Source organism: Streptomyces sp. NPDC031340 (assembly GCF_055569945.1).
Genome location: NZ_JBVIIE010000003.1, coordinates 1 through 21252, shown reverse-complemented (window position 1 = coordinate 21252; position 21252 = coordinate 1). Strand labels below are relative to the sequence as shown.

Genomic DNA, 21252 nt, shown 5'->3' with positions numbered 1-21252 from the left:
GGAATCACGGCCGCGGGGGCAGCGAGCCCCCGGTCCGGCCCATGGCAGGCGCCACCCCGTACCACCATCACGAACGACGACCACGACGCCCCCGCGACGAGAGGAACGGCCATGGCCGCCAACACGAACACCTCGGTGGACACCTCGGGCATGAGGAGCGCCCAGGGCAGCTTCCAGACCGCCCTGGAGGACGCCAGCAGCACATACACCCAGATGCAGAGCCAGATCGAGGCGCTGCGGGCCAGCTGGACCGGTGACGCCGCCAGCACCTTCCAGACCGCCATGGACACCTGGCTCTCCGACTTCAGCACCGTCAAGCAGCAGTTGGAACTGATGCTGCACAAGCTTCAGGCCAGCACCGGGAGCTACGACACCACGCACCGGGCCACCACCGACATGGCCACCCAGCTCCACAAAAACATGACCACCCCGCTGCCCGGCTTCTAGACCCCTTCCCCACCCACACGAGGAGCGACCCGTGCCCACCTACACCGTCAACATGAACCAGGTCGAGTACGTGATCGGCGAGATGACCGCGATCAGCGGGAAGATCAAGGCGGCTCTCGCCGAACTGGACGACAGCGCCAAGATCCACCTGAGCGAGTGGACCAGCGACGCCCGCACCACCTACGACGTCGCCAAGGCCAAGTGGGACGCGGCCGCCGCCGACATGGTGACCCAGGCCCAGAACGCCACCAACGCCCTCGGCCACATCAACGAGTCCTACTACGCGGGTGAGCGGCACGGCGTGAGCCTCTGGGAGCAGTGACGTGGGGCACCCGAACAAAGATGTCGACAACCAGGACCCCAACAACAACGGCAGCGACCAGAACTACAACTGGTACGAATCCTCCGACAGCCACGCCGACGACAACACCACCGGTTCCGGGGACGACCACCACTACCACGGCGGCACCGACGTCCTGCACAGCCCGGGAATCCTCACCGACCTGCATCCCTTCGTGCCGCCGCCGGTGCCCGGCGGGGACGGGCACAACGGGACCTCGGTCAGTACGCCGTCCATGGACCTGTTCGCCACCAACATCGACCTGCTGATCCAGCCGGTGCGCGACGTCGCCACCGGCCTGAGCGGCATCGCCGTCGCGCCGGGCGCCTTCTACCACGCCAACGTCATGCGGACGACGGTCAACGGCCCCAACGCCGACGGCGGGCTGAAGAAGAGCTACGGCGACGCGCTCTCGGCCCTGGTCAAGGGGCTGACGGACCTTCGGGACGGGGTGCGGGCACTGAGCCGGAAGTACGGCACCGCCGAGGAGGCCAACCGCATGACGGCCGGCGACCTCGCCGAGGCCTTCGCGGCCACCACCGCCGACTTCAACACGATGATGACGTCCAACGGCGGCAACGGCATGGCCACCACCACGGGCACCGGCACAGGCACAGGCAACACCAGCAGCAACACGAACACCACGACCGCCTAGGCGCGGGCTCACCGGGCGACGGTCGGCGGCTCCGCGGGAGGGCGAAAATGCCGGACTACAACAGCGGCGGTTTCCACCAGGGCGACGACGGGACGATCTTCGGCAACCCCGACGGCTCGTCCAACGGAAGCGTCACGGACTACGACAACTGGGACTGGAAGCAGATCAAGGCGGCCATCTACGGCATGTCCTCCGGAGTCGAGACCCACGACAACGTGGCCCACGCCCGGTCCGTCGCCAACCCGCAGTCGCTCCTGGACGCGGCCAACGCCTTCTACCACGTCCAACTGATCCTGGAGGGGGTCACGAAGAGCCTGGTCGCCCAGGCCAAGGCGCTCGCGGGCGACAACGGGCCGTGGAGCGGCAGCGCGGCGGACGCCTTCCTCGACATGATGACCAACTTCTCCCGCCAGGTGAAGGCCAACGCGGACGTGCTGTCCGGCGGCTCGACCGGCGACCACTCCGTCCCGCACCAGCTCGCCAACAACGCGATCTCCTTCCAGAGCGCGCAGAACAAGCTCGCGGAGATCGACATCTGGTACGCCAAGCAGGCCGTCGCGATGGGGGTCACCCCGATGGCGAACGGGCTGATCCCGATCAGCCGGAAGCCCGAACTCGTCGCGATGATGAACTCCGACATGCGCGCGGTGCTCAAGAGCCTGGCGCACTCCTACCAGGTCACCACCGACGCGATCGTGAACCCCACTCCGGTGACCTCGCCCACGAACAACCCGGACGGCCCGGGGAACGAAGACGGTTTTCCGGGCCCGGACCCCGACGGGTTCGGCGGAGGGACCGGCGACGGCATCGGCGACGGCCTCGGGGACGGCCTCGGCGGAGACGGAAGCCTGTCGGACCTGTCCGGCTTTCCCGGCGGCGGTCTCGACGGCGGGCCCGGCACCGGCGACGGCATCGGCGGCCTGGACGGTGCGGGGGATCTCGCCGCCTCGGACCTGTCCGGCGGCGTGAGCCCCTTCCCCGGCGACCTGTCCGGGCTGGACGACACCGGCCTGGGCACGTCCGGCCTCGACGACCTCGGTCTGGACGGCCTCGACCCGTCGGCCCTCGATCCGTCGGCCCTCGACAACACGCTGAACCCGGTTCCCTTCCCGGGGCTCGGCAGCCTGGCCGGTCTGGGCGGCCGCGGTGCGGGGGCCTCGGAAGGCAGCTCCCTCGGCGGTCTGTCCACGGCCGACCCGGCCGCCTTCGGCGACACCGCTCTCGACGACGGTCTCGGCGCCGGCCTGACCGGCGGTCTGGACGGCGGCCTCACCGACGGCCTGTCCACCGGGTCGGCCTCGCCCGCGCAGTTGGCGACGTCCTCCGGGATGCCGTACCTGCCCGGAATGGGCGGTACCGGGTCCGGTGGCGCCGGTCTGTCCGCGGAGCCGACCGATGCCTCGGGGCTGCTCGACGCGAGCGCGGACCCCTGGGAGGGCGAGGAGATCGCCGGCGGGGACGAGGTCGGCTCCGCGGAGGGCGCCGCGGCCGGCGGCGAGGGCCTGGGCACGGCCGGGATGCCGTACCTGCCGGGCGTGGGCGGTACGGGCGCGGCGGGGGCGGGACGGGACGGCACGAACGAACGGACCGACGCCTCCGGGCTGTTGGACCCGAGCGCCGAGCCCTGGGCCGCCGACGAGGAGGCCGGTGACGACGAGGTGGGTTCGCTCACGGGCGCCCTGCCCGGTGTGCCGTACCTGCCCGGGTTCGGCGTCACCGGGCCGGCGGCCCGCGCCGCCACCGACCGCGCCGCCCCGGACCGCGCGTCCGAGCCGTCCGGGGAACGCGCCGGGGAGCCGGCGGCGGAGGTGGGCACGAGCCCCGCCGGGACCGGACCGGAGACCACCACCGCCGGCTCCGCGACCGCTCCGGGCGTGGCCGGGACCGACGGGCCGCCCCTGCGCCCGGCCGAAGAGGGCGCCATGACCGGGCAGCCGCTGGCGGACGACGGCGAGGAGGACCTCTCCGCGTGGGAGACCGGAGCCGGCGCGTTCGTACCCCTGCTGTGGGCGCTGCCCGGTGAACGCGATCGGGCGAGCGACCCGGAGGCGGACGGGCACGACGAGCAGACCGAGCCGCGTACCACGTGGCAGCCGGACCGCACCGGCACCGGATCGCCGTCCGGGACCGTCGTCGCTGCCTCCGGGGAGCCGTTCTGCGGCGACGGGGGGCCCGAACCGGAGGAGCCCGAGGAATCCGAGGAGGCCGAGGAGACCGAGGAGGAGCCGGCCGTCCGGGGCATCGCCGACCTGCTCGTCCAGGAAGAGAGCGCCTGGGGCGCCGTTCCCGGCGGGTCCGCCGCCTTCTGACCGGGCCGCCCGGTCCGCCACCACTGCCCGGAAGGAGTCGACTTCACATGCCCAGCCCGTACGACCAGCAGATCGAGGACCTGCTGGACCAGTACCGCCGCCAGCGCGACGAGGCCGCCGAGACCCGGCGCCGGATCAACGAGACGACGTCGACCGTGACGGCCCCGCGGCAGACGGTGAAGATCACCGTCGGGGCCCAGGGAGAGGTCACCGCGATCGAGTTCCCCACCGGCGCCTACCGCCGTATGGCGCCCCGGGAACTGGCCGACGTCCTGCTCACCACCCTGCGGCAGGCCAGGTCCGAGGCCCTGGAGAGCGTGGCCGGAGTGCTGGCCGACCGGCTGCCGCCCGGCGTGACCGTACCCGACCTGCTCCAGGGCCGGGTCGATCCCGGCGCCGTCCTGCCCGAGGACCCGGCCATGCCGCGGTCCGTCCGCGACTACGTCGACCACGGCTTCCAGGGGGACTCCCATGAGTGACGGCACCTTCTCCGTCGACACCGAACGGCTCGAGCAGGCCGCCCCGCAGATGCAGGAGTTGGCCGCGCGGATCAGGTCCATCGCCACGAAGCTGGACGGCCGTCTGGAGTCCCTCGGCGCGTGCTGGGGCGACGACGAGAGCGGGCGGCAGTTCAGGGAGCAGTACGCCGAGCCCAAGCGGCAGCTCAGCGCCGGCATCACCGCCGCCGGCACCGTACTGGACAGCACCGTGGACGGCATCAGGACCATGGCCAAGGGATTCGCGCGGACCGAGGAACACAACGTGGAGGCCCTGCGCGCCGTCACGCCCGCCGCAGGCTCCGTGACCGCGGGCGGATCTTCCCGGCACCCCGGCCGGCGATGAGATCCGGCACCGCGACGGAACCCGACACGACCACAGAGGAACACGGCACCGCATGAGCGTCGACATGCCCCCCGAGCTGGCCTGGGTCGCCCGGCTGGCGGTCGGGCAGTCCTGGCCGAAGGGCGACGAAGACGGTCTGCAGGCCCTCGGCCAGGCGTGGCACGAGGCCGCGCAGGAGCTCAAGGGCATCAGCGGGCAGATCGGCGCGTCCGGCAACGGGGTCCTGGCGAGCGTGGGCGGGCAGGTCGCGGACGAGTTCCGTGGCTTCGTCACCCAACTGGAGGCGAGTCTGCCGGAGATGGCGGAGTCGGCGAACCAGCTGGGCAGGCTCGGCAAGCACACCGCCGTCCAGGTCGAGTACTCCAAGTACATGATCCTCGGCCAGCTCGTCCTGCTGGCCGGGCAGATCGCCCAGTGGGCCTTCTTCGCGCCCGAGGTCATCCCGGTGGCCGTGACCGGCGCGCGCCTCGCGGTGAAGATGATCCTGCGCCGCCTGCTCATCTCGGTCGCGACCGGTGTCGCCCTGAACGTCGGCCTCGACGTCGCCGTCCAGACCATCCAGTTCCTCAAGGGCGACCGCACCCAGTGGTCCAGGGACAACACCGTATCCGCGGTGGTGTCGGGCGCCATCGGCGGAGCCATGGGCGGCGTCTTCTTCGGTGCGGGCAGCGTCCTCGCCCCGAAGTTCGCGCACTCGCTGCTCGGCAAGGGCGTCCTCGGCGCGGCCACCGGCCTGAGCACCGCCGGGATCATGTACGGCGTCTACCACAGCGGGGAGAACGAGTTCGGCTCGTCCATCAGCGCGGGTGCCCTGGGGGCACTGGGCGGCGGCGGGAAACGGCGCTTCGGCGGCACCGGCGACACGGCCAAGATCGACCCGGTCCACGTGAACGTGCCCGGCACGCTGAAGATCGACCTGCCGGGGCTCATGTCGGCCGAGAAGCCGGAGCTGTCCCAGACGGGCACGTTCCCGGGCACGTCGAAGAACACCGCGACCACGGCGGGCACGAACGACGGCGGAGGCGGCGGCGGGACGGGGAACGGCGCCTTCCGCGGCGGGAACTCCGCCGTCGTACGGGAGACGGCCGGGGCCACGTCCGCCCCCTTCACCGCACACCACGACGGTGGGCTGCCCGGATTCGCGACCACCCTCACCACCGCGCAGGGCGATCCGGCGTCCACAGCGGCCGGTGGTGCCGCGACCCGATCCGGGACCGCCGTCCCCGCGCCGGCCCGCGGCACCACCGGCACCACCGGCACAGGCAGCGGTGCGGGGGCCGGCGCCACGGCCGCGAACGTGGGCCGCCCCGCGACCACCGGCGGTTCCGGCAGCACCGCACCGGGGTCCGGACGTCCCGCCACGGAGAGCACGGGCGCACCCCGCCAGTCCGCCACCGGCCCCGGCACCACCGTCGGCACCCCTCGCACGACCGAGCCGGCGGCACCGGTCCGTACGGAGAGCCGGCCGGAAGCCACCGGGACGACGGAGCCCGCCGTCGGCACCGCCGCACAGACCGCGACCGCGACCACCGCCGCCGGCACCACCACGGAATCCGCCGCCAATCCCGGACGCGACGCCACCACGGCGCACGCCGCGACAGACACCGGACCGCACGCTGCGACGGCCACCGGCCCGCACGCCACAGCGAACGCCGGACCCCACGCCACGACGGCCACCGGGCCCCACGCCACGACAGCCCCCCGGGAGACCTCATCCGTCCCCGCGCCCCGGGGAGAGACCGCCGCCCCCGGCCCCGGCCCCACTCCGCCCCCGGGCGGGCCACAGGCGCCCAGGGCGACGCTGGACCGTACGCCGCGCTTCGTCGTCCGGTCGGCCTTCGAGGCCCGGCGGTTCACCTACCGCAGCGAGCGGGTCACCGACCTGACCGTCAGGGTGGCGTTCCGCCACGGGGGCGACGGACACGACACCGACGGGGTCTGGAACCGGATGTCCGACGGCGTCCGGGAGTTCCTCAACGCACCCGGTTACCACCTCCCCAACGGCGACCGCCTGCACGTCACCGTGTTGCGCGCCCGCCCCGGCGAGGAGCCGCACCTGACGGTCGACCTGGTCGGCCGGGACCGGGCCATGGACCAGCGGTCGTGGTGGCCGGACGCGCAACCCGTCGATTTCGCCCACGAGATCGGCCACCAGATCGGCCTGCGCGACGAGTACCGCGACCGGAGCACCCCGCACCGCCCCGCCGTCGAGGGCAGCCTCCAGGGCGACTACCGGGCCGCCGCACCCGAGGGCCTGCGACAGGCGGGGCTGCGCGAACGGCACCTGCACCTGATCGGCACCCTGGTCGGCGACCTCGGCGAAGGCGCCGGGCCCAGGCATGCCGGAGAACCGGCGGGCAGGGCGCCGGAGACGGCGTCCACCGCCCGCCCGCACGACGAGGTACTCGCACACGACGAGGTACTCGCACACGACGCGGAATGGGCACGGGCCTGGCACGGCGCCGAGAGCCACGACCGCCGCCACGTGTGGGTGGACCCGGTCTCCGATCCCCTGGGCGCCGGGCGTGACGCCCGTTCCCGCGCGGACGTCGGGCGAGCGGCACCGGCGGTGCCTCCGCGGATGCACCAGCCGGAGCGACAGCCGGTCTACTCGCCCGACAACCAGCTGATCATGCAGCCCGGTTACGCCTCCGGCGACCGGTTCGCCATCCTCGCGACGCTGCTCGACAAGCCCAACATGCATGTCCTCATCGCGCGCGGTCCCGGCCCCGGCCATCCGGGGCACGACCCGGTCCTGGACAAGTCCCGGGACATCGCGGAGTTCTACCGGGACAGCGGCATCGACCCCGACCGCATCTGGACGGTGGGTCTCCCGAACCTGGAGAAGCGCAGCACCTGGCGCGCGCTGAACGAGGAGGCGACCCGTATCGCCCAGCACCAGTGGGGAATCAACAAATACTTCGAGGAGATGCACCAGAATCAGGAGCTGTGGGGCGTCACGCATGGCACCGACCACGTCGCCGCACACTTCTCCGAAGCGCTGCGGTCGAAGATCCGCCAGGCGTGGCACCTGGAGGACCATCGCGACGCGGAGATCACCGAGTGGCTGGCCGGCCGCGGTGTGCGGATCCCGGAGGGCGACGGGAAGGTCCTGGTGCTGTGGTCCCGCTTCACCGGCAAGGCCACGAAGTGGGCGCACCTGGACGGCCGGATGGAGCACGACACCAGCTTCGAGGGCATGCGCCAGCTCCTGCGGAACCTGGCCGGGGACTACAAGGCGGTGATCATCACCGGTGACCCGCATCCCCACCCGGCCAAGGCGGGAAAGTGGGACGAGCTGGTCCGGGAGATGCGTGCCGAGCTGGGCAACGAGCACATCCACCAGATCACCGGCTTCTGGCGGGGGCGCGACCCGCGGCTGAGCGCCTGGGGCGGCGACACACGCACCGGCCAGTTCCGTCTGTACGACCACCTGAACCGGCGCCACGGCGTGCAGCACCTCGGTTTCCGCTCCGGGAACCTGGAGGCCGTCGCGCTGATCGGACACCCGGTCCGCTACCTGGAGGAGGGGGATGCGACATCCGGTGCCCGGCGTATGGAGGCATGGCACGCGGCGCTCAACGAACGGACCCGCAAGGGCGGCCTGCCTCCCGGGTACGAGCGGACCGTCGTCATCGACGCGGCCACCGCCTCGGGCCGGTACTCCAAGGACTTCTACAAGCCCGAGCTGAAGGGGACGTACCAGCCGCCCGGCCCGGACTCCCCGTACCGCAAGCCCGTGGAGGTGTACGGCAGGGAACGCGGCTTCGCCCACGCGGACCTGGAGAACATCCGCACCGATCTGGGGCTCGACGGAAACCGCCAGGGACGCGAGGAGTTCGACACATTCCGCCTGCACGCGGTCCGGCGCAGGTTTCTCAGGACGGCGACGGAGATACGACGGCTCTCGGCGTACCACCACTACTTGGGGTACGCCGTGGAGCCGTACCTGACGTACTACGACGGCGTTCTGAGCCATGTGCCGACGGCGGATCAGGGCGGCGCCATCGCCATGTACCAGAACGTCGTCGACGAGCTCCTGCCGCATTTCCCGAGCCTGTGGCAGGTCCGCCGCACGCTCGAAAACCTCGAGCGCCAATACGGTCAGTGGCAGGGTGCCCAGGGCGGTGACGAGGTGCTGCCGCGCGCTCCCCAGTCGGACGGCGTCGTCGCGCAGTCCGACGGCACCGCCATGATGACGCGCCCCGCGCAGTCCTCGGCGGACGGCGTCCCGCCGGCCGCGAAGGACGGGGCCCCCGCCGTGGCGGCAACCCGGGCGGAACTGTCCCCCGACCACCCCTCGCTCTCCACCGTCCCGAACACCGACGGCTTCGCCGAACTGCGGCATCTGTCGTCCACCGGCGTATCGGAGGACCAGGCCCGGTCGTCGTCCACCGGCGTATCGGAGGACGAGGCCCGGTCGCGTTACGGCATGCCGGCGGCCAACTTCCGCAAGTTCCGGCAGATCGCGGCCGGTCACCACCTCACGATCGACGTGCGGCCGACCAATCCGACGGCCGTGCGGTGGCTCGAGGAGGGAAAGCTGCCGAAGCCCAAGGACATCAAGGCGAAGTCGATCAACGACCTCGACGTCCTGCTCGGCGCCAAGGCCGAACACCGGGGCCTGATCGGGTACTTCCAGCCGGTCAGGCCCGAGCGTGGGACTCTCGACGACACGACCTGGAACCGGCTCCAGCAGCGGTTCGCGCAGCGGGACGAGGAGTTCAGGACGCTGGCTCCGGTCATGGCCCGGCTCCAGGCCGAGGACCGGTTCAAGGTCGAGGACGGCCTGGTGTTCGGCAGGGACGGTGAGGGGAACTGGCGGGAGATCACCGGCGATCACGACGTGTTCGACATCAGCACACCCGGCGGTACCCGGCTGAAGGGGAACCGGTACGAGGAGGTGGTCGGGGCGATGATGGCCAACGACATGGCCGTCATGCACGGAGCCCACATGGACTGGGAGCCGTCCACTCCCTTCAGCAAGAGCATCTTCACCAAGATCGTCGAGTCGCACCGGGAGGGCGGCGAGCCGCTGCTCCGCTTCCGGTCCGACGTGAACGACGTCGAACTCGTCCACGTGCCGCGGGAGTTCCGCTTCACCGGACCGGCGCCGGAGGAGAAACCGGCCGAGCCGGCGCCGACACCCCTCGCGCACCCGGAGTCCAGCGCCGACCGAGGCGAACCGTCCCCCACCCCCGCGCCGCCGGCCACCGCTCTGCCCGAACGACAGGAGTCGCCGGCCGTACCGCCGCCCGGCACGGCCCAGGTCACGGCTCCGGAGCCGATGCCCGCCCCGGCGGACGCGGTCAGGAGCGCGGCCCGAGAACCCGAGCCCGAGCCCGAGCCGATGACCGTGGAGCCCGATGGCGACCCCGAGACACCGCGCCCGCCCGGCGGCTCCCCCGGCCGGGACGGTGACGCGGCGCCGCCCGAGCCCGTGCACCACGCGGCACCGTCCCCCGAACCGCCCGCCGGACCGGCCGGGAAGCTGGGTGGCCGGTACCAGAGATCGCTGGCCGGGATCAAGATCACCCAGGCTCCCGGCCCCGAGGAGTTGCGCGCCCGGGTCCTTCAGACCCTGCCCGCCGGACATCGCGAGGACCGCCGGGTCGTCCAGAAGCTCGACGTCGAGTTCGCCCCGGCCAACTTCCGGGCCAGGCACGAGCAGATGGTCAACGGTGGCTGGCGCTTCCGGCTCTGGGCCGGCGGTGCACCGCACGACGTGGTGCTCATGGCCAGGCCGGGAGAGTGGGCTCCGCGGGAGGAGCGGACGCCGGACGGGAAGAACGACGGGAAGGGGTTCGAGCGGAGCTTCGGGGCGAAGGGCCGGGCGGAGCCGGAGAAGATCTCCCTCACCACGTCCAAGGCGCCCGGCGAACTGGCCCCGACCGTGATGCTCTCGGTCGCGGGCCGCGACGACGTCATGCCCGTTCTGATCCCCTCGGTCAGGGCGTCCGGTGCCACGTACGCGACCGACACCTCGGTGAAGGCGGATTCGGAGACGGGTGCGAAGACCGCGCTCACCGGCTCCACCCGCACCTACGTCTCCCGCTTCCGCTACGAGACGGCCGTCATCGGCCCCGACGGCCGGCCGCTGCCGCAGCCGGGCAGCGGTTCGGTGCACGGCCGGGTGACGGCGGAGATCGCCCACCCCGAGACTGGCCCGGCAGCCTCACGGGCCGGCACGTGGGAGGGCTGGCAGAGCGACCGTCCCGGGCCGGCGCGCGGCCGCCCGCTCGACGTCACCGGCCTGAGCGCCCTGCACGCCGACGTCTTCCGCCGTCTCCCGCTCGAGGGACGCCCGGACGGCACCGCCCACCTCGACATCCTCGAGTTCCTGTCGCCGAAGAACGTCCTCGACGGGTTCGAGCACGCCGCCGGCTGGGGCCTGACCTCCAAGCGCCTCGACCTCTCCGACGGCGGTCACGCCTGGCTGCGTCTCACCCTGGAGCCCGAGACGTCCGTCCGCGAGGGGACGGTCTCCGCCAAAGACAGCTTCACCGGCAAGGAGACCGGCGAGCACGCGGTCGGCAGGACCGGCACCTCGACCTGGGGCCTCGGACTGAACGGGGGCGCGGCAAAGCGCGTCTGGCACAGCGGTACGACCAGTGAGTCGGCCTGGCTGACGGTCACCGGCGGCTACGCCTACGCGCACAGCCAGGCGCACCAGCACAAGGGCAGACAGACCTTCGCGCTGGAGAACAGCCTGGAGCACACGGGCACGGGCGACCTGGTCACCACCAAGGTGCGGCTCCGGGTCGAGGTGCTGCGCGAGCACCTGTCGCCCCGCATGGACGGCCTGCACGCGGTCCGCCCCGAGCCCGGGCCGGACTCCCCGCCGGCGCGGCCCGATCCGGAGGCCGCTCCGCTCGTCCACACCGGCGAGGTGGTCCGGCTCCGCCACCACCCGGACCAGGCCTCGCCGACGGGGAATCCTGCTCCCCACGACGCCCAGGGCCCGGGCACCCGCGCCGCCCCCGCGAACCTGCGCGCGCCGCTGACCGCGCAGCGCACCGCGTTCGTCGAGGTACCCGGCTCGGCGGAGCTGGAACGGCACATCACCGAACGGCTGCGCGAACTGGCCCCCGGCATCATTCCGCCGCCGGCCGGCGCGGAGGGCCGCGTGACGCCCCGGGCGATGGAGAACCAGCGACTGCTGCGCGAACGTCTGTCGCCCTCCGCCCTGCGCGCGGGCGGCGGGCGGCTCCTCGACGGCGCCTTCCGCATCACCCTGGACGCCTCCCACTCGCCCGTACTGCCCGGCCGCGGGTACGAGGTGGTGATCCGGGCCGACCTCGGGGCGGGCCGCCACGAGGGAGCTCCGGCCGCGACGGCGAAGAGCACGGTGACCCGGGGGCACGTGTCCGAGAAGGCCGTGACCCGCGGCGGCAAGCACACCCTCAGTGCGAACGGAACCTTCCGCAGGACGCTGAACCCGGTGGACACCGTCCGGGTCTTCGGAGGGGGCGGCGCCGACGGCTCCTACTCCCCGTCCCGGCAGACCGTCGCCTCCGCCGAGACCCAGGTCCAGCGCGCGTTCCAGCACAAGGGCCGGGCCGACGCCTTCAGTTACCCGGTGACGTACCGCGTCGAGATCGGCCCGCACCGGCCGGGGGACACGCCGGGCACCCGGCCCGCCGGCTCCGGCGCGCGCACCGCGACCGAGGTCGTGCCCGCCGACGGCGACCGGCTGCGCGTCGAGGTGCGGCGGTCGCAGGACGACCCGTCGGCGCCCCGCTACCTGCGGCCCGGCCGCCTTCCGCAACTGCACTCCGTCGCGCACGTCACCGACGAGGCGCTGTTCAGGAATCAGGCGGCCGCCGCTCTGCGCAGCGCCTACGAGTCCCGCGACCCCGGCAGCGAGCCGCCGCGCGTCCCGGACCTGGACGAGGCCGTGGACGCGCTGGCCGGCCGGGCCCAGCTGCACGGGCTGGTCTCCGCCTCGGACTCCGGCTGGGCCAACACGCTCGACCGGCACGTCGGCGACGGACGTGAGCGCGACACCGTCGGCCTGTCGGTGCGCACCCGGCTGGGCGGCCTCACCTACCAGGAGACCCTGGCCGGTGACGGCACGCTCGAGCTGGAGCTGAAGGCGAGCGGCGCCACCACCCTGGCCGACCAGACGTCGTGGTCCGCCAAGGGCAACCTCAACGCGGACCTCGGCCGGTTCCCCGAGACCGTGACCGGCGCGCTGACCACGAGCTACCAGGTGCGCGGCGGCCCCAAGGTCAAGCTCGGCGGCCAGCGGGACGACACCGACACGGTCAAGGGACAGACCGGCACCGCCCGCAAGGTCAGCCACACCGGCACCTGGCACGTGTACCGGGCCACCGCCGAGATCAGCGTCGCCGGACGGATCACCCGGCCGGACGGGGAGCCGCACACCGGCCGCCCGCTCCGGCGCGACCACGAGGTGTTCGTCCTGCTGTCCGACGAGGACGTGAAACGACTGCACACCGCGTCCGGCGGGCCGACGGGCGCCACGCCGCCGAAGCTCCGGGCCACCATGCTGGACCAGGGGATCTCGGGCGGCGTCCTGGTGGACTTCCCCGACTCGGATCTCGTCCTGCGGGCGATCGACCGGCAGCTGGGCGGGACCGGCCGGGAGACCGTGCCCGTCGCCGCGCTGCCGTTCGCCGACACGTACTCGCCCGACGCCCTCGCCGCCCGCTACGACGAACTCGTCGGCCCCGGCATCCTCGACCGGCACGTCAGGACGACCCGCTCCGGGCACGTGGTCACCGAGGTGCTGGTGCGCGGAATCGCGGCCGGCTGGCAGGACGACGGCGCCCGTTCGGACCGTGCGCTGACCCGTGAGGTGACCGCCTCCGACACGGTCAAGGGCAAGGCCGCCGGCAAGTGGTCGGCGGGGGGCGAGGGAAACCTGCGTGCCTCGCTGCGGCCCCCGACGGAGCGCTTGGACGCGGCCTCCTGGACTCCCTCCGCCGCCTTCGAAGGCGGCCGGGGCAGCGGCGCCGAGTCGGGGGTGACCACCACCGTCGGGCACAAGACGTCCGGGTTCGGCGACACGAACGCCCGGTTCAGCACGACCATGCGGTTCCGGGTGACGGTCAGCCGGCGCGCGGAGACCGGCCGCTTCGTGAACCTGCCGAAACCTCCGCAGGAGGTCGGCCCGCTCGCGGTGACCGCCTGGGTGCCCGAGTCGCTCACCGAGCGTGCCACCGCCCCGGACCACCCGGGCATGCCGCAGGACCCCGGTATCACCGCCCCCCTGGTCGTCAGCCCGTTCGGCATCGAGCTCGGCCGGACGGACGCCCAGGGGCACACCGCCGGTGCCGCATGGCAGAACGCTCTGCGCGAGGCGCACGACCTCGTCGGCTTCGACAACACCAGGGCCCTGCACGACGCCGCCATCGAGGTCCAGGCGACCCCGCGCCCCTGGGGAGACGGACTGCTCGGGCGGACCGGCGCCTATTCGTCGTGGGCGCTCAACCGGGGCACCGGACTGGCCCGGTGGGCGGTGCGGTCGGCCTTGCCCGAGCACCTGACCGGCGCGGTCTCCCGCTTCCTCGACTCCTTCGCGGCCGATCCCCGGCTGCGCACCGGCCAGGACCTGGAACAGGAGAACGCCCCGGAGGTGAAGCACGACCTGCGCGAGGAGCAGCGCCTGACTCCGGAGCAACGGTTCGCGATCCGCCAGGCGTTCTCCGGGCAGTCACTGCCCGCCCTGTTCCACCACTTCGCCACCGGGCAGAGCAGGTACCGTGTGCCGGGCACCTCGGTCGCCCTGTCGATCGAGGCCATCGGCCCCGCCCAGGACGTGGGCCGCCGTGACACGGCCGAGGACGAACTCACCGTCACGGTCAAGGACGAGGCCGGAACGACCCTCAGCGATGGCTACAACTGGAACGTCTCCCCGCTCGACTTCTCCCTCCTCCTCGACAACCCGGTGCTCAACTTTCCTCTGAACAGCGTCCGTTGGGGACGCGAGCAGTCGTACGAGGCCGCGCGCCCGGTCACCCGGGCGCCCGGCACACCCGGCCGGGACACCCCCGACACGGCCCTGCCGCACCGCATGAAGGCCACGGAACCCGGCAAGGCAGAGGTCGGCGGTCCGGCCGTGCTGAGGCGGCAGCCGGTCAGGATCGCCGTCCACGGGCACGACGAACAGGGCGCCTACGCCGTCCACCGCACCGTCACCGGTCACGTCTTCCACTGGTCCCGCCCGTCCGTGACCGCCCCGCCGTCGGACCGCGGTTCGGCCCACGGCCCGGTCCGGGAACCCGCGGCCGCTCCCGCCCCACGCCCGTCCAGCTCCGCCCCGTCCAGCTCCACCCCGTCCAGCTCGGCTCCCTCCGCCGCGAGTCCGTCCCGCTCGCACGCCGGGGAGGTCGCCGCCCGCGCTCCCCGGACCGGCCCGCTTCCGGCGCAGGCCCCCGCCCCGATGTTCACCCGCAGCGTGGCGTTCGCCGCCGAGGACGCCACCAGGCCCGGCCCCGAGGAGTCCGCCCGCATCGACGCGCTGGCCGCGGAGGTGGCACGCGACGCGGTGCGGCGCTCCGGCGCCGGGCTCGCTCTGCCGGAGGTACTGGTCACCGGGCACGCCACCGCGTCCGTGTCGGGCCGGCCGCACTTCGGCAGGGCGGTCCAGGCCGGCGCGGAGCGCGCCGACGCCGTCCGCGAGGTCTTCGCCCGCCGCCTCGACGTCCACCTGCGCGGCCTGGGCTCCCCGCTGACGTCCGACACGTTCACGATCAGGGCGGAGTCCCGCGGTGCGGATCTGCCGCACGGCACGGACCCCGCCCTTGACACCCCGGAGGCCCGTCTCCAGGCGTTCATCACCGTCACCCAGCCACCGGAGACGGGCCACGAACCGGCGCCCCGGCCCGGTCAGCCCCCGACGGCTCGCTAGGCCCACGCCTGCAGGGCCGGGGTCCGGCGATGCGGCGGTGCGGCGTCGACCCCGGTCCCGAGGCGGCGCCGGGGGCCCTCGCCGCCGCCCGGCAGGGACACCGCGTGGTGGAGCACCTCACGCTCACCCCGGAGTATCGACCGTTCCAGCTCCACGAGCTCCGGTCCGGGAGCGACGCCGACGGTCTCCTTCAGGACGGACCTCGCCCGCCGCAGGGCTCCCAGCGCGTCCGACTGGCGGCCGCCCGCCCACAGGGCCAGCGCCAGCATGAACCAGGCGTGCTCCCGCAACGGCGCGTCGCGTACGAGCGTTTCGGCGCTGAGCACGACTTCCGCGGCCCGGCCCGCCTCGAGGCCCGCCCGCAGCAGCAGTTCACGGGCCATCAGCCGCATCTCGTCCAGGCGGGCCACCTCGGCCACGGCCCAGTCGTGGTCGGCCCATTCGCAGTAGGCCGGACCCTGCCACCAGGACAGGGCGTCCCTCAGTCGGTGCCACGCCCTCTCGGGTTCGTCGGAGCGGGCTCGCCGGACAGCGGCCTCGAACCGCCAGGCGTCGACGGCGTCCTCCGGCAGGCGCAGGGCGTAGCCGGGCGGGGTGCTGGGGAGCACCTTCGACGGCGCCCTGGGCGGACGTTCCGGTTCCAGAGCGCGCCGCAGGTGGGAGATCAGCGGCTGCAGCGCGGTCCGTGCCCGGTGATGCGGGGTGTGAGGCCACAGACGGTCGGTGATGCGCTCGGCCGGAACCACGCTGCCGCGCGCGGTGAGCAGCATGGCGAGCACCGCGCGCTGCTGTGGCCCTCCCAGCGCCACGCGTTCTCCGCCCGCCTGGGCCTCCATCGAGCCGAGGACGCGGAGGCGGAGCATGGATGAGCCATCTGTCGGACTGGCGTCCTTCTGCGGGGACATGTACGACTCCGAGGCATGTTCGTCGATCCGGTGGCGGGTGGCATCGCTCTCCCGGCAGACGTCGGACGTGCCGATGTGACACCGTGCCAAGTCGGCTCCAAGTGCGGTCCAAGTGGCTGCGGGACACTGCTGGGGATGCCGGTGCTCAGATTCCCGGCCGAATGTCAGGAACTTGTTGGGTTCCTGTCGTGGTCCGGTGCGCCGTGGCGGCTTCCCCGGCATCCGCGGGAGTTGGGTCTTCGCCGTTCCTACGATGGCCACCATGTGTGCGTATGTTGTGCTCGCCGACGACGACCTGAAACACGCCGACCTCATCCGCCGTTACCTGGAGAGGGAAGGCCATTCGGTCGGTGTCGTCCACGACGGGCGGGCCGCCCTGGACGAGATCCGGCGGCGGATGCCCGATCTGGTGGTGCTGGACTGGATGATGCCGCGGGTGGACGGCCTGGACGTGTGCCGGGTGCTGCGCAGGGAGTCCGAGGTTCCGGTCCTGATGCTCACCGCGCGCGCGGAGGAGGACGACCTCCTGCTCGCCCTCGACCTGGGCGCCGACGACTACATGACCAAGCCCTGCAGCCCACGTGAACTGGTGGCCCGCGTCCGTACCCTGCTGAGACGGGCCGGCCACGCGGCCGCCCACGCTGCCGGGACCGTCCAGAAGGCCGGACCGGCGTATGTCGTGGGGGCCCTGACGGTCGACCCCGACCGGTTCGAGGTGCGGGTGGAGGGACGGCTGGTCGACTGCACACCCGGCGAGTTCCGCGTGCTCGAGGTGCTGGCGTCGGCTCCGGGCCGGGTGTTCACGAGGAAACAGGTGCTGGAGCACCTGCACGGCATCGACCGCTATGTCACGACCCGCACGGTCGACGGGCACGTCATGAATCTGCGCCGCAAGATCGAGCGTGATCCGGCCCGGCCCGAGCGGCTGCTCACGGTCTACGGCGTCGGCTACAAGGTCGCCGACGCCCCTTCCGCGGAGGCGTCCGACGACGGGACCGGTCCCCGTGCCAGGTGACATACCGCTGCGCAGAAGGCTGCGGTCGCGGCTGCTGCTGCTGTCCGCCCTGGTCTCCCTCTGCTCGATCGTCGCGACCGCCTGGCTCGTCGTCAGCCTCACCGCCGTCGCCATCGGACGCCAGCGCGGACAGGTCCTCGCCGACGACGCACGGATCTACGACGCGCTCGTCGGTTTCGCGGCCACGCACCCGGACTGGAGGGACGTCGGGCCGGTGATCCGCGAGCTGTCGCGGAAGACCGGCCGCCGCATCACCCTGACCGACGAGAACCGTCATCTGCTGGCGGATTCCGAGGGAAGAAGCCGAACGGCGGCGCGGTCGCTGCCGTCGACGGCGTCGGCGACCGTCGACGCGTTCGCCGTCGACACCGCGCTCGCGCCCCGCTACGACGGCGCCCCCGCCGACCGCATCGATCCGCGCGCCGTCGGCCCCTTCCGGTTGACCGCCCGGGAGAAGGCCGCTCTGCACGCCAAGGCGTCCCGCGTGGCGAGCTGTATGCGCGGGCCCGGAGTGCTGCAGGACGTCAGCATCGCGGAGCTGCCCAACGGCCGGGAACAGGTCATGATCGACGGCCGTGCTCTGGACGTCGGTGACCGGTGCCGGGTGGACAGACTCCTCCAGCGCACCGCCACGGAGCGGAAGGCGCTCGCCCAGCTGGGCCGGCTCGTCAACGGTTGCCTCACCGCCCGTCACGCCCCGCCGGTGCAGCTCGCCGACGACCTCACCTGGATCCCGTCGACCGCCCGGGGCACTCCGGACTCCCGCGCGGTGACGACCTGCCTCTCCACCGCCCGGCGGGAACAGCTCGACCCCTACGTGGCGCCGGCCGCCCTGCTCTTCACCAGCGGACCCGACCAGAAGATCGCCACCTTCTTCGACCTCTCCGACACCAACCGCGCGCGGATCGCCGGAGTGACCGTCGCCGTGCTGCTGACCACCATGACGGTCACGTTCGTCGCCGGCACGCGCATGGTCAGGCCGCTGCGTGCGCTGACCGGCGCGGCCCGGCGGATGGCCGAGGGCGACGAGAGCGCACACGTCGAGGTGACCGGCGACGACGAGTTCGGCAGACTCGCCGAGGCGTTCAACCTGATGGCGAGCAGGCGCCGCCAACTGGAGGAGCTACGACGGGCCCTGGTGAGCGACGTCGCCCACGAACTGCGCACCCCGCTCAGCAACGTACGCGGCTGGCTGGAGGCCGTCGAGGACGGTGTCGTACCCGCGGACAAGAACCTCATCTCCTCGCTGCTGGAGGAGGCGCTGCTCCTTCAGCACATCATCGACGACCTGCGCGACCTCGCGGCGGCCGACGCCGGCGTGCTCAGGCTGCACCCCGAAGGCGTCGACGCGGCCGCACTGCTCGCCCAGGTCGCCCGCGCCCACCAGGGCAGCGCCGGTTCCGCGGGAGTGCGACTGCGGGTGCGGTCCGGCGACGAGGGGCCCCACCTGTACGCCGATCCCGTGCGGCTGCGCCAGGCGATCGGAAACCTCGTGTCCAACGCGATCCGGCACACGCCCGTCGGCGGCACGGTCACCCTCTGCACCCGGATGAAGGGCGACGAGGTGGTGTTCAGCGTTGAGGACACCGGTTCCGGCATCAGCGGCGAGGACCTGCCCAGGATCTTCGACCGTTTCTGGCGGGCGGAGAAGTCACGGAGCCGGCAGGGCGGCGGAAGCGGGCTGGGCCTGTCCATCGTCCGCAAGCTCGCCGAGGCGCACGGCGGCACCGTACACGTGTCGAGCGTGCCCGGGGAGGGCTCGGTCTTCTCGCTCAGGCTGCCCGGTCAGCACTCCGGTCCGGTTCCGTGATCCATCCGGTCGCTTCGTCGTCTCGCCGGAGGGGCTTGGCACGGGACAGCTCCACCCCTTATCGTCATGCTGACATTTACCGGCCGAGGAGCTTTGAATGGCTGTCAGCGACGTCCTGGGCGATATCGTCGCGCCCCTGAACACCGTGCTGTTCGACTTCGGCCGCGATGCGGTGACCTGGGCGGAGCTGCTCGGCTTCGCCACCGGTGCGGCCTGTGTCTGGCTGACCGTCAGGGCCAGGATCGCCAACTTTCCCGTCGGCATCGCCAACAACCTGTTCTTCCTGGTTCTGTTCTGGAGTGCCCAGCTGTACGCCGACGCCCTGTTGCAGGTCGTGTACCTGCTGCTGGCCGCCGTCGGCTGGTGGACCTGGCTGCACGGCGGCGAGCGCCGCTCCGCCCGCCCGATGGGCCATGCCTCCGCGCGCACCCTGGCCGTCCTGCTGCTGCTCGCCGTACCCGCGACCTGGGGCCTGACGGTGGTGCTGACGCGCGCCGACGACGTCGCGCCGTTCTGGGACGCCCTCACCACCGTGCTGTCGCTGGCCGCCCAGTGGCTGCTCAACACCAAGTCCTATGAGACCTGGTACTTCTGGATCGCCGCGGACCTGGTCTACATCCCGCTGTACTTCGCCAAGATGCTCTATCTGACCGGCATCGTCTACGTGCTCTTCCTGGCGATGTGCCTGCTCGGACTGCGCGGCTGGCACCGGGAGCTGGCCGCGGGCCGGCCGAGCGCCGCAGCGGACCCGGTGCGCGCATGACGGCCCCCTTCGACCACGGACTGGTCATCGGCAAGTTCTACCCCCCGCACGCCGGTCACCACTTCCTGGTGCGCACCGCGGCGGACAGCTGCCGTCGTGTCACAATCGTGGTGATGGCAGCGGACGTGGAGTCGATACCGCTCGCCGACCGGGTCGGCTGGCTGCGCGAGGCGTACGCGGACCGGCCCCAGGTGGCCGTCGTGGGCGTCGTCGACAACATCCCGGTGGACTACCACAGCGACAGCGTCTGGACCGGGCACGTGGCCCTGATGCGTGAGGCGGTCGCCGCCGCGGCACATGCCGCCGTCCCGGTGGACGCGGTGTTCACCTCGGAGCCGTACGGCGCCGAACTGGCGCGCCGGTTCGGCGCGGCGGACGTCCGCCTGGACGTCGCACGGGAGACTTTCGCGGTCTCCGCCACCGCGGTCCGCGGCGACCCGGTGGGCCACTGGGACGCGCTGGAGCCGCCGGTACGGGCCTGGTTCGCCCGCCGGGTGGTGGTGCTCGGCGCCGAGTCCACCGGCACCACCACGCTCTCCCGCGACCTGGCGGAGGCACTGCGCACCCGTGGCGGCCCGCATGCGCTCACCCGGTGGGTTCCCGAGTACGGGCGCGAACTGACCGTCGCCAAGCTCGCGGTGACCCGCGCGCTGGCCGCCCGCCGTGGCTCTCCGGAAGCCACCGTGTTCGACCTGGAATGGAGCGACGCCGACTTCGAGGCCGTCGCCGCCCGCCAGTCGGCCGACGAGGAACGCGCCGCCCGGGCCGGCGGGCCCGTGCTGGTCTGCGACACCGACGCACTGGCCACCACCGTCTGGCAGGAGCGCTACGTCGGCCGGACCACCGAGGCGGTGCACAACCTCGCCGACGCCATGCCGCCCAGGGCGCTGTATCTGCTCACCGGCCATGAGGACGTGCCGTTCCACGATGACGGCCTGCGCGACGGCGAGGAGTTGCGGCCCTGGATGACCGAGCGGTTCCGCGAGGTGCTGTCCGGTCGCGGCGTCCCCTGGCAGGAGGTGCGCGGTGACCGCCCGACGCGGCTGCGACTGGCCCTGGAGGCAGTGGACCGGCTGCTCGAAGCGGGCTGGCGGCTGGCCGCCCCGCTCGGCTGAGGCTTCGGGCGTCCGCGTTGCGCCCGCCGGTCCGCCGTCCTGTCCGTCCTGTCGTCCCTGCCGAGGCTCTGGCCCGGGTCCGTGTGGGGGGGGGGGGGGGGGGGGGGGGGGGGGGGGGGGGGGGGGGGGGGGGGGGGGGGGGGGGGGGGGGGGGGGGGGGGGGGGGGGGGGGGG

Annotated in this window: 12 protein-coding genes; 11 read left to right on the top strand and 1 reads right to left on the bottom strand. The window is 72.9% G+C overall.

Features of this window, described 5'->3' with window-relative positions; all coding sequences use genetic code 11:
- Nucleotides 1-111: 111 nt before the first annotated feature.
- From ACZ5GT_RS02725 to ACZ5GT_RS02695, 7 genes are read left to right on the top strand one after another with little or no spacing between them, the layout of a single operon-like run.
- Nucleotides 112-447: a WXG100 family type VII secretion target gene (locus ACZ5GT_RS02725; RefSeq protein WP_469013192.1), complete on the top strand. Its 336-nt coding sequence runs from the start codon at nt 112-114 to the stop codon at nt 445-447.
- A gap of 31 nt (nt 448-478) precedes the next feature.
- Complete coding sequence (locus ACZ5GT_RS02720; RefSeq protein ID WP_398265378.1) at nt 479-769, top strand: WXG100 family type VII secretion target; 291 nt, start codon at nt 479-481, stop codon at nt 767-769.
- 1 nt (nt 770) lies between these two features.
- On the top strand, nt 771-1442 hold the full coding sequence (locus ACZ5GT_RS02715; protein ID WP_469013189.1) for a hypothetical protein: 672 nt from the start codon (nt 771-773) through the stop codon (nt 1440-1442).
- A gap of 47 nt (nt 1443-1489) precedes the next feature.
- Nucleotides 1490-3751 carry a WXG100 family type VII secretion target gene (locus ACZ5GT_RS02710; RefSeq protein WP_469013187.1) on the top strand — a complete coding sequence of 754 codons (2262 nt, stop codon included), beginning with the start codon at nt 1490-1492 and terminating at the stop codon, nt 3749-3751.
- Nucleotides 3752-3798: 47 nt separating this feature from the next.
- Nucleotides 3799-4230, top strand: coding sequence for a YbaB/EbfC family nucleoid-associated protein (locus ACZ5GT_RS02705; RefSeq protein ID WP_360747107.1), 432 nt, complete (start codon nt 3799-3801; stop codon nt 4228-4230).
- Complete coding sequence (locus ACZ5GT_RS02700; RefSeq protein WP_469013184.1) at nt 4223-4594, top strand: WXG100 family type VII secretion target; 372 nt, start codon at nt 4223-4225, stop codon at nt 4592-4594. Before ACZ5GT_RS02705 ends, ACZ5GT_RS02700 begins: the two co-directional genes overlap by 8 nt.
- Nucleotides 4595-4646: 52 nt before the next feature.
- The gene (locus ACZ5GT_RS02695) at nt 4647-15470 is read left to right on the top strand and encodes a WXG100-like domain-containing protein (protein ID WP_469013182.1); all 10824 of its coding nucleotides are present in this window, start codon (nt 4647-4649) and stop codon (nt 15468-15470) included.
- On the opposite strand, the gene ACZ5GT_RS02690 is transcribed toward ACZ5GT_RS02695, so the two are convergent.
- Nucleotides 15467-16333 carry an AfsR/SARP family transcriptional regulator gene (locus ACZ5GT_RS02690; protein WP_469013179.1) on the bottom strand — a complete coding sequence of 289 codons (867 nt, stop codon included), beginning with the start codon at nt 16331-16333 and terminating at the stop codon, nt 15467-15469. The genes ACZ5GT_RS02695 and ACZ5GT_RS02690 overlap by 4 nt on opposite strands.
- Before the next feature lie 304 nt (nt 16334-16637).
- On the opposite strand from ACZ5GT_RS02690, the gene ACZ5GT_RS02685 reads away from it, so the two are divergent.
- The 4 genes from ACZ5GT_RS02685 (at nt 16638) to ACZ5GT_RS02670 (ending at nt 21078) form a co-directional block, all read left to right on the top strand.
- Nucleotides 16638-17390, top strand: coding sequence for a response regulator transcription factor (locus ACZ5GT_RS02685; protein ID WP_469013176.1), 753 nt, complete (start codon nt 16638-16640; stop codon nt 17388-17390).
- Nucleotides 17380-19200 (top strand): HAMP domain-containing sensor histidine kinase, encoded by a 1821-nt coding sequence (locus ACZ5GT_RS02680; RefSeq protein WP_469013174.1) that lies wholly within the window; start codon nt 17380-17382, stop codon nt 19198-19200. Before ACZ5GT_RS02685 ends, ACZ5GT_RS02680 begins: the two co-directional genes overlap by 11 nt.
- Before the next feature lie 97 nt (nt 19201-19297).
- On the top strand, nt 19298-19963 hold the full coding sequence (gene pnuC / locus ACZ5GT_RS02675) for a nicotinamide riboside transporter PnuC (RefSeq protein WP_469013172.1): 666 nt from the start codon (nt 19298-19300) through the stop codon (nt 19961-19963).
- The gene (locus ACZ5GT_RS02670) at nt 19960-21078 is read left to right on the top strand and encodes an AAA family ATPase (protein WP_469013170.1); all 1119 of its coding nucleotides are present in this window, start codon (nt 19960-19962) and stop codon (nt 21076-21078) included. Before pnuC ends, ACZ5GT_RS02670 begins: the two co-directional genes overlap by 4 nt.
- Nucleotides 21079-21252 lie beyond the last annotated feature (174 nt).

Coding starts and splice junctions, on each gene's coding strand:
- pnuC (WP_469013172.1), top strand. CDS start 19,298: ATGGCTGTCAGCGACGTCCTGGGCGATATCGTCGCGCCCCTGAACACC.
- ACZ5GT_RS02695 (WP_469013182.1), top strand. CDS start 4,647: ATGAGCGTCGACATGCCCCCCGAGCTGGCCTGGGTCGCCCGGCTGGCG.
- ACZ5GT_RS02725 (WP_469013192.1), top strand. CDS start 112: ATGGCCGCCAACACGAACACCTCGGTGGACACCTCGGGCATGAGGAGC.
- ACZ5GT_RS02685 (WP_469013176.1), top strand. CDS start 16,638: ATGTGTGCGTATGTTGTGCTCGCCGACGACGACCTGAAACACGCCGAC.
- ACZ5GT_RS02705 (WP_360747107.1), top strand. CDS start 3,799: ATGCCCAGCCCGTACGACCAGCAGATCGAGGACCTGCTGGACCAGTAC.
- ACZ5GT_RS02710 (WP_469013187.1), top strand. CDS start 1,490: ATGCCGGACTACAACAGCGGCGGTTTCCACCAGGGCGACGACGGGACG.
- ACZ5GT_RS02670 (WP_469013170.1), top strand. CDS start 19,960: ATGACGGCCCCCTTCGACCACGGACTGGTCATCGGCAAGTTCTACCCC.
- ACZ5GT_RS02690 (WP_469013179.1), bottom strand. CDS start 16,333: ATGCTCCGCCTCCGCGTCCTCGGCTCGATGGAGGCCCAGGCGGGCGGA.
- ACZ5GT_RS02700 (WP_469013184.1), top strand. CDS start 4,223: ATGAGTGACGGCACCTTCTCCGTCGACACCGAACGGCTCGAGCAGGCC.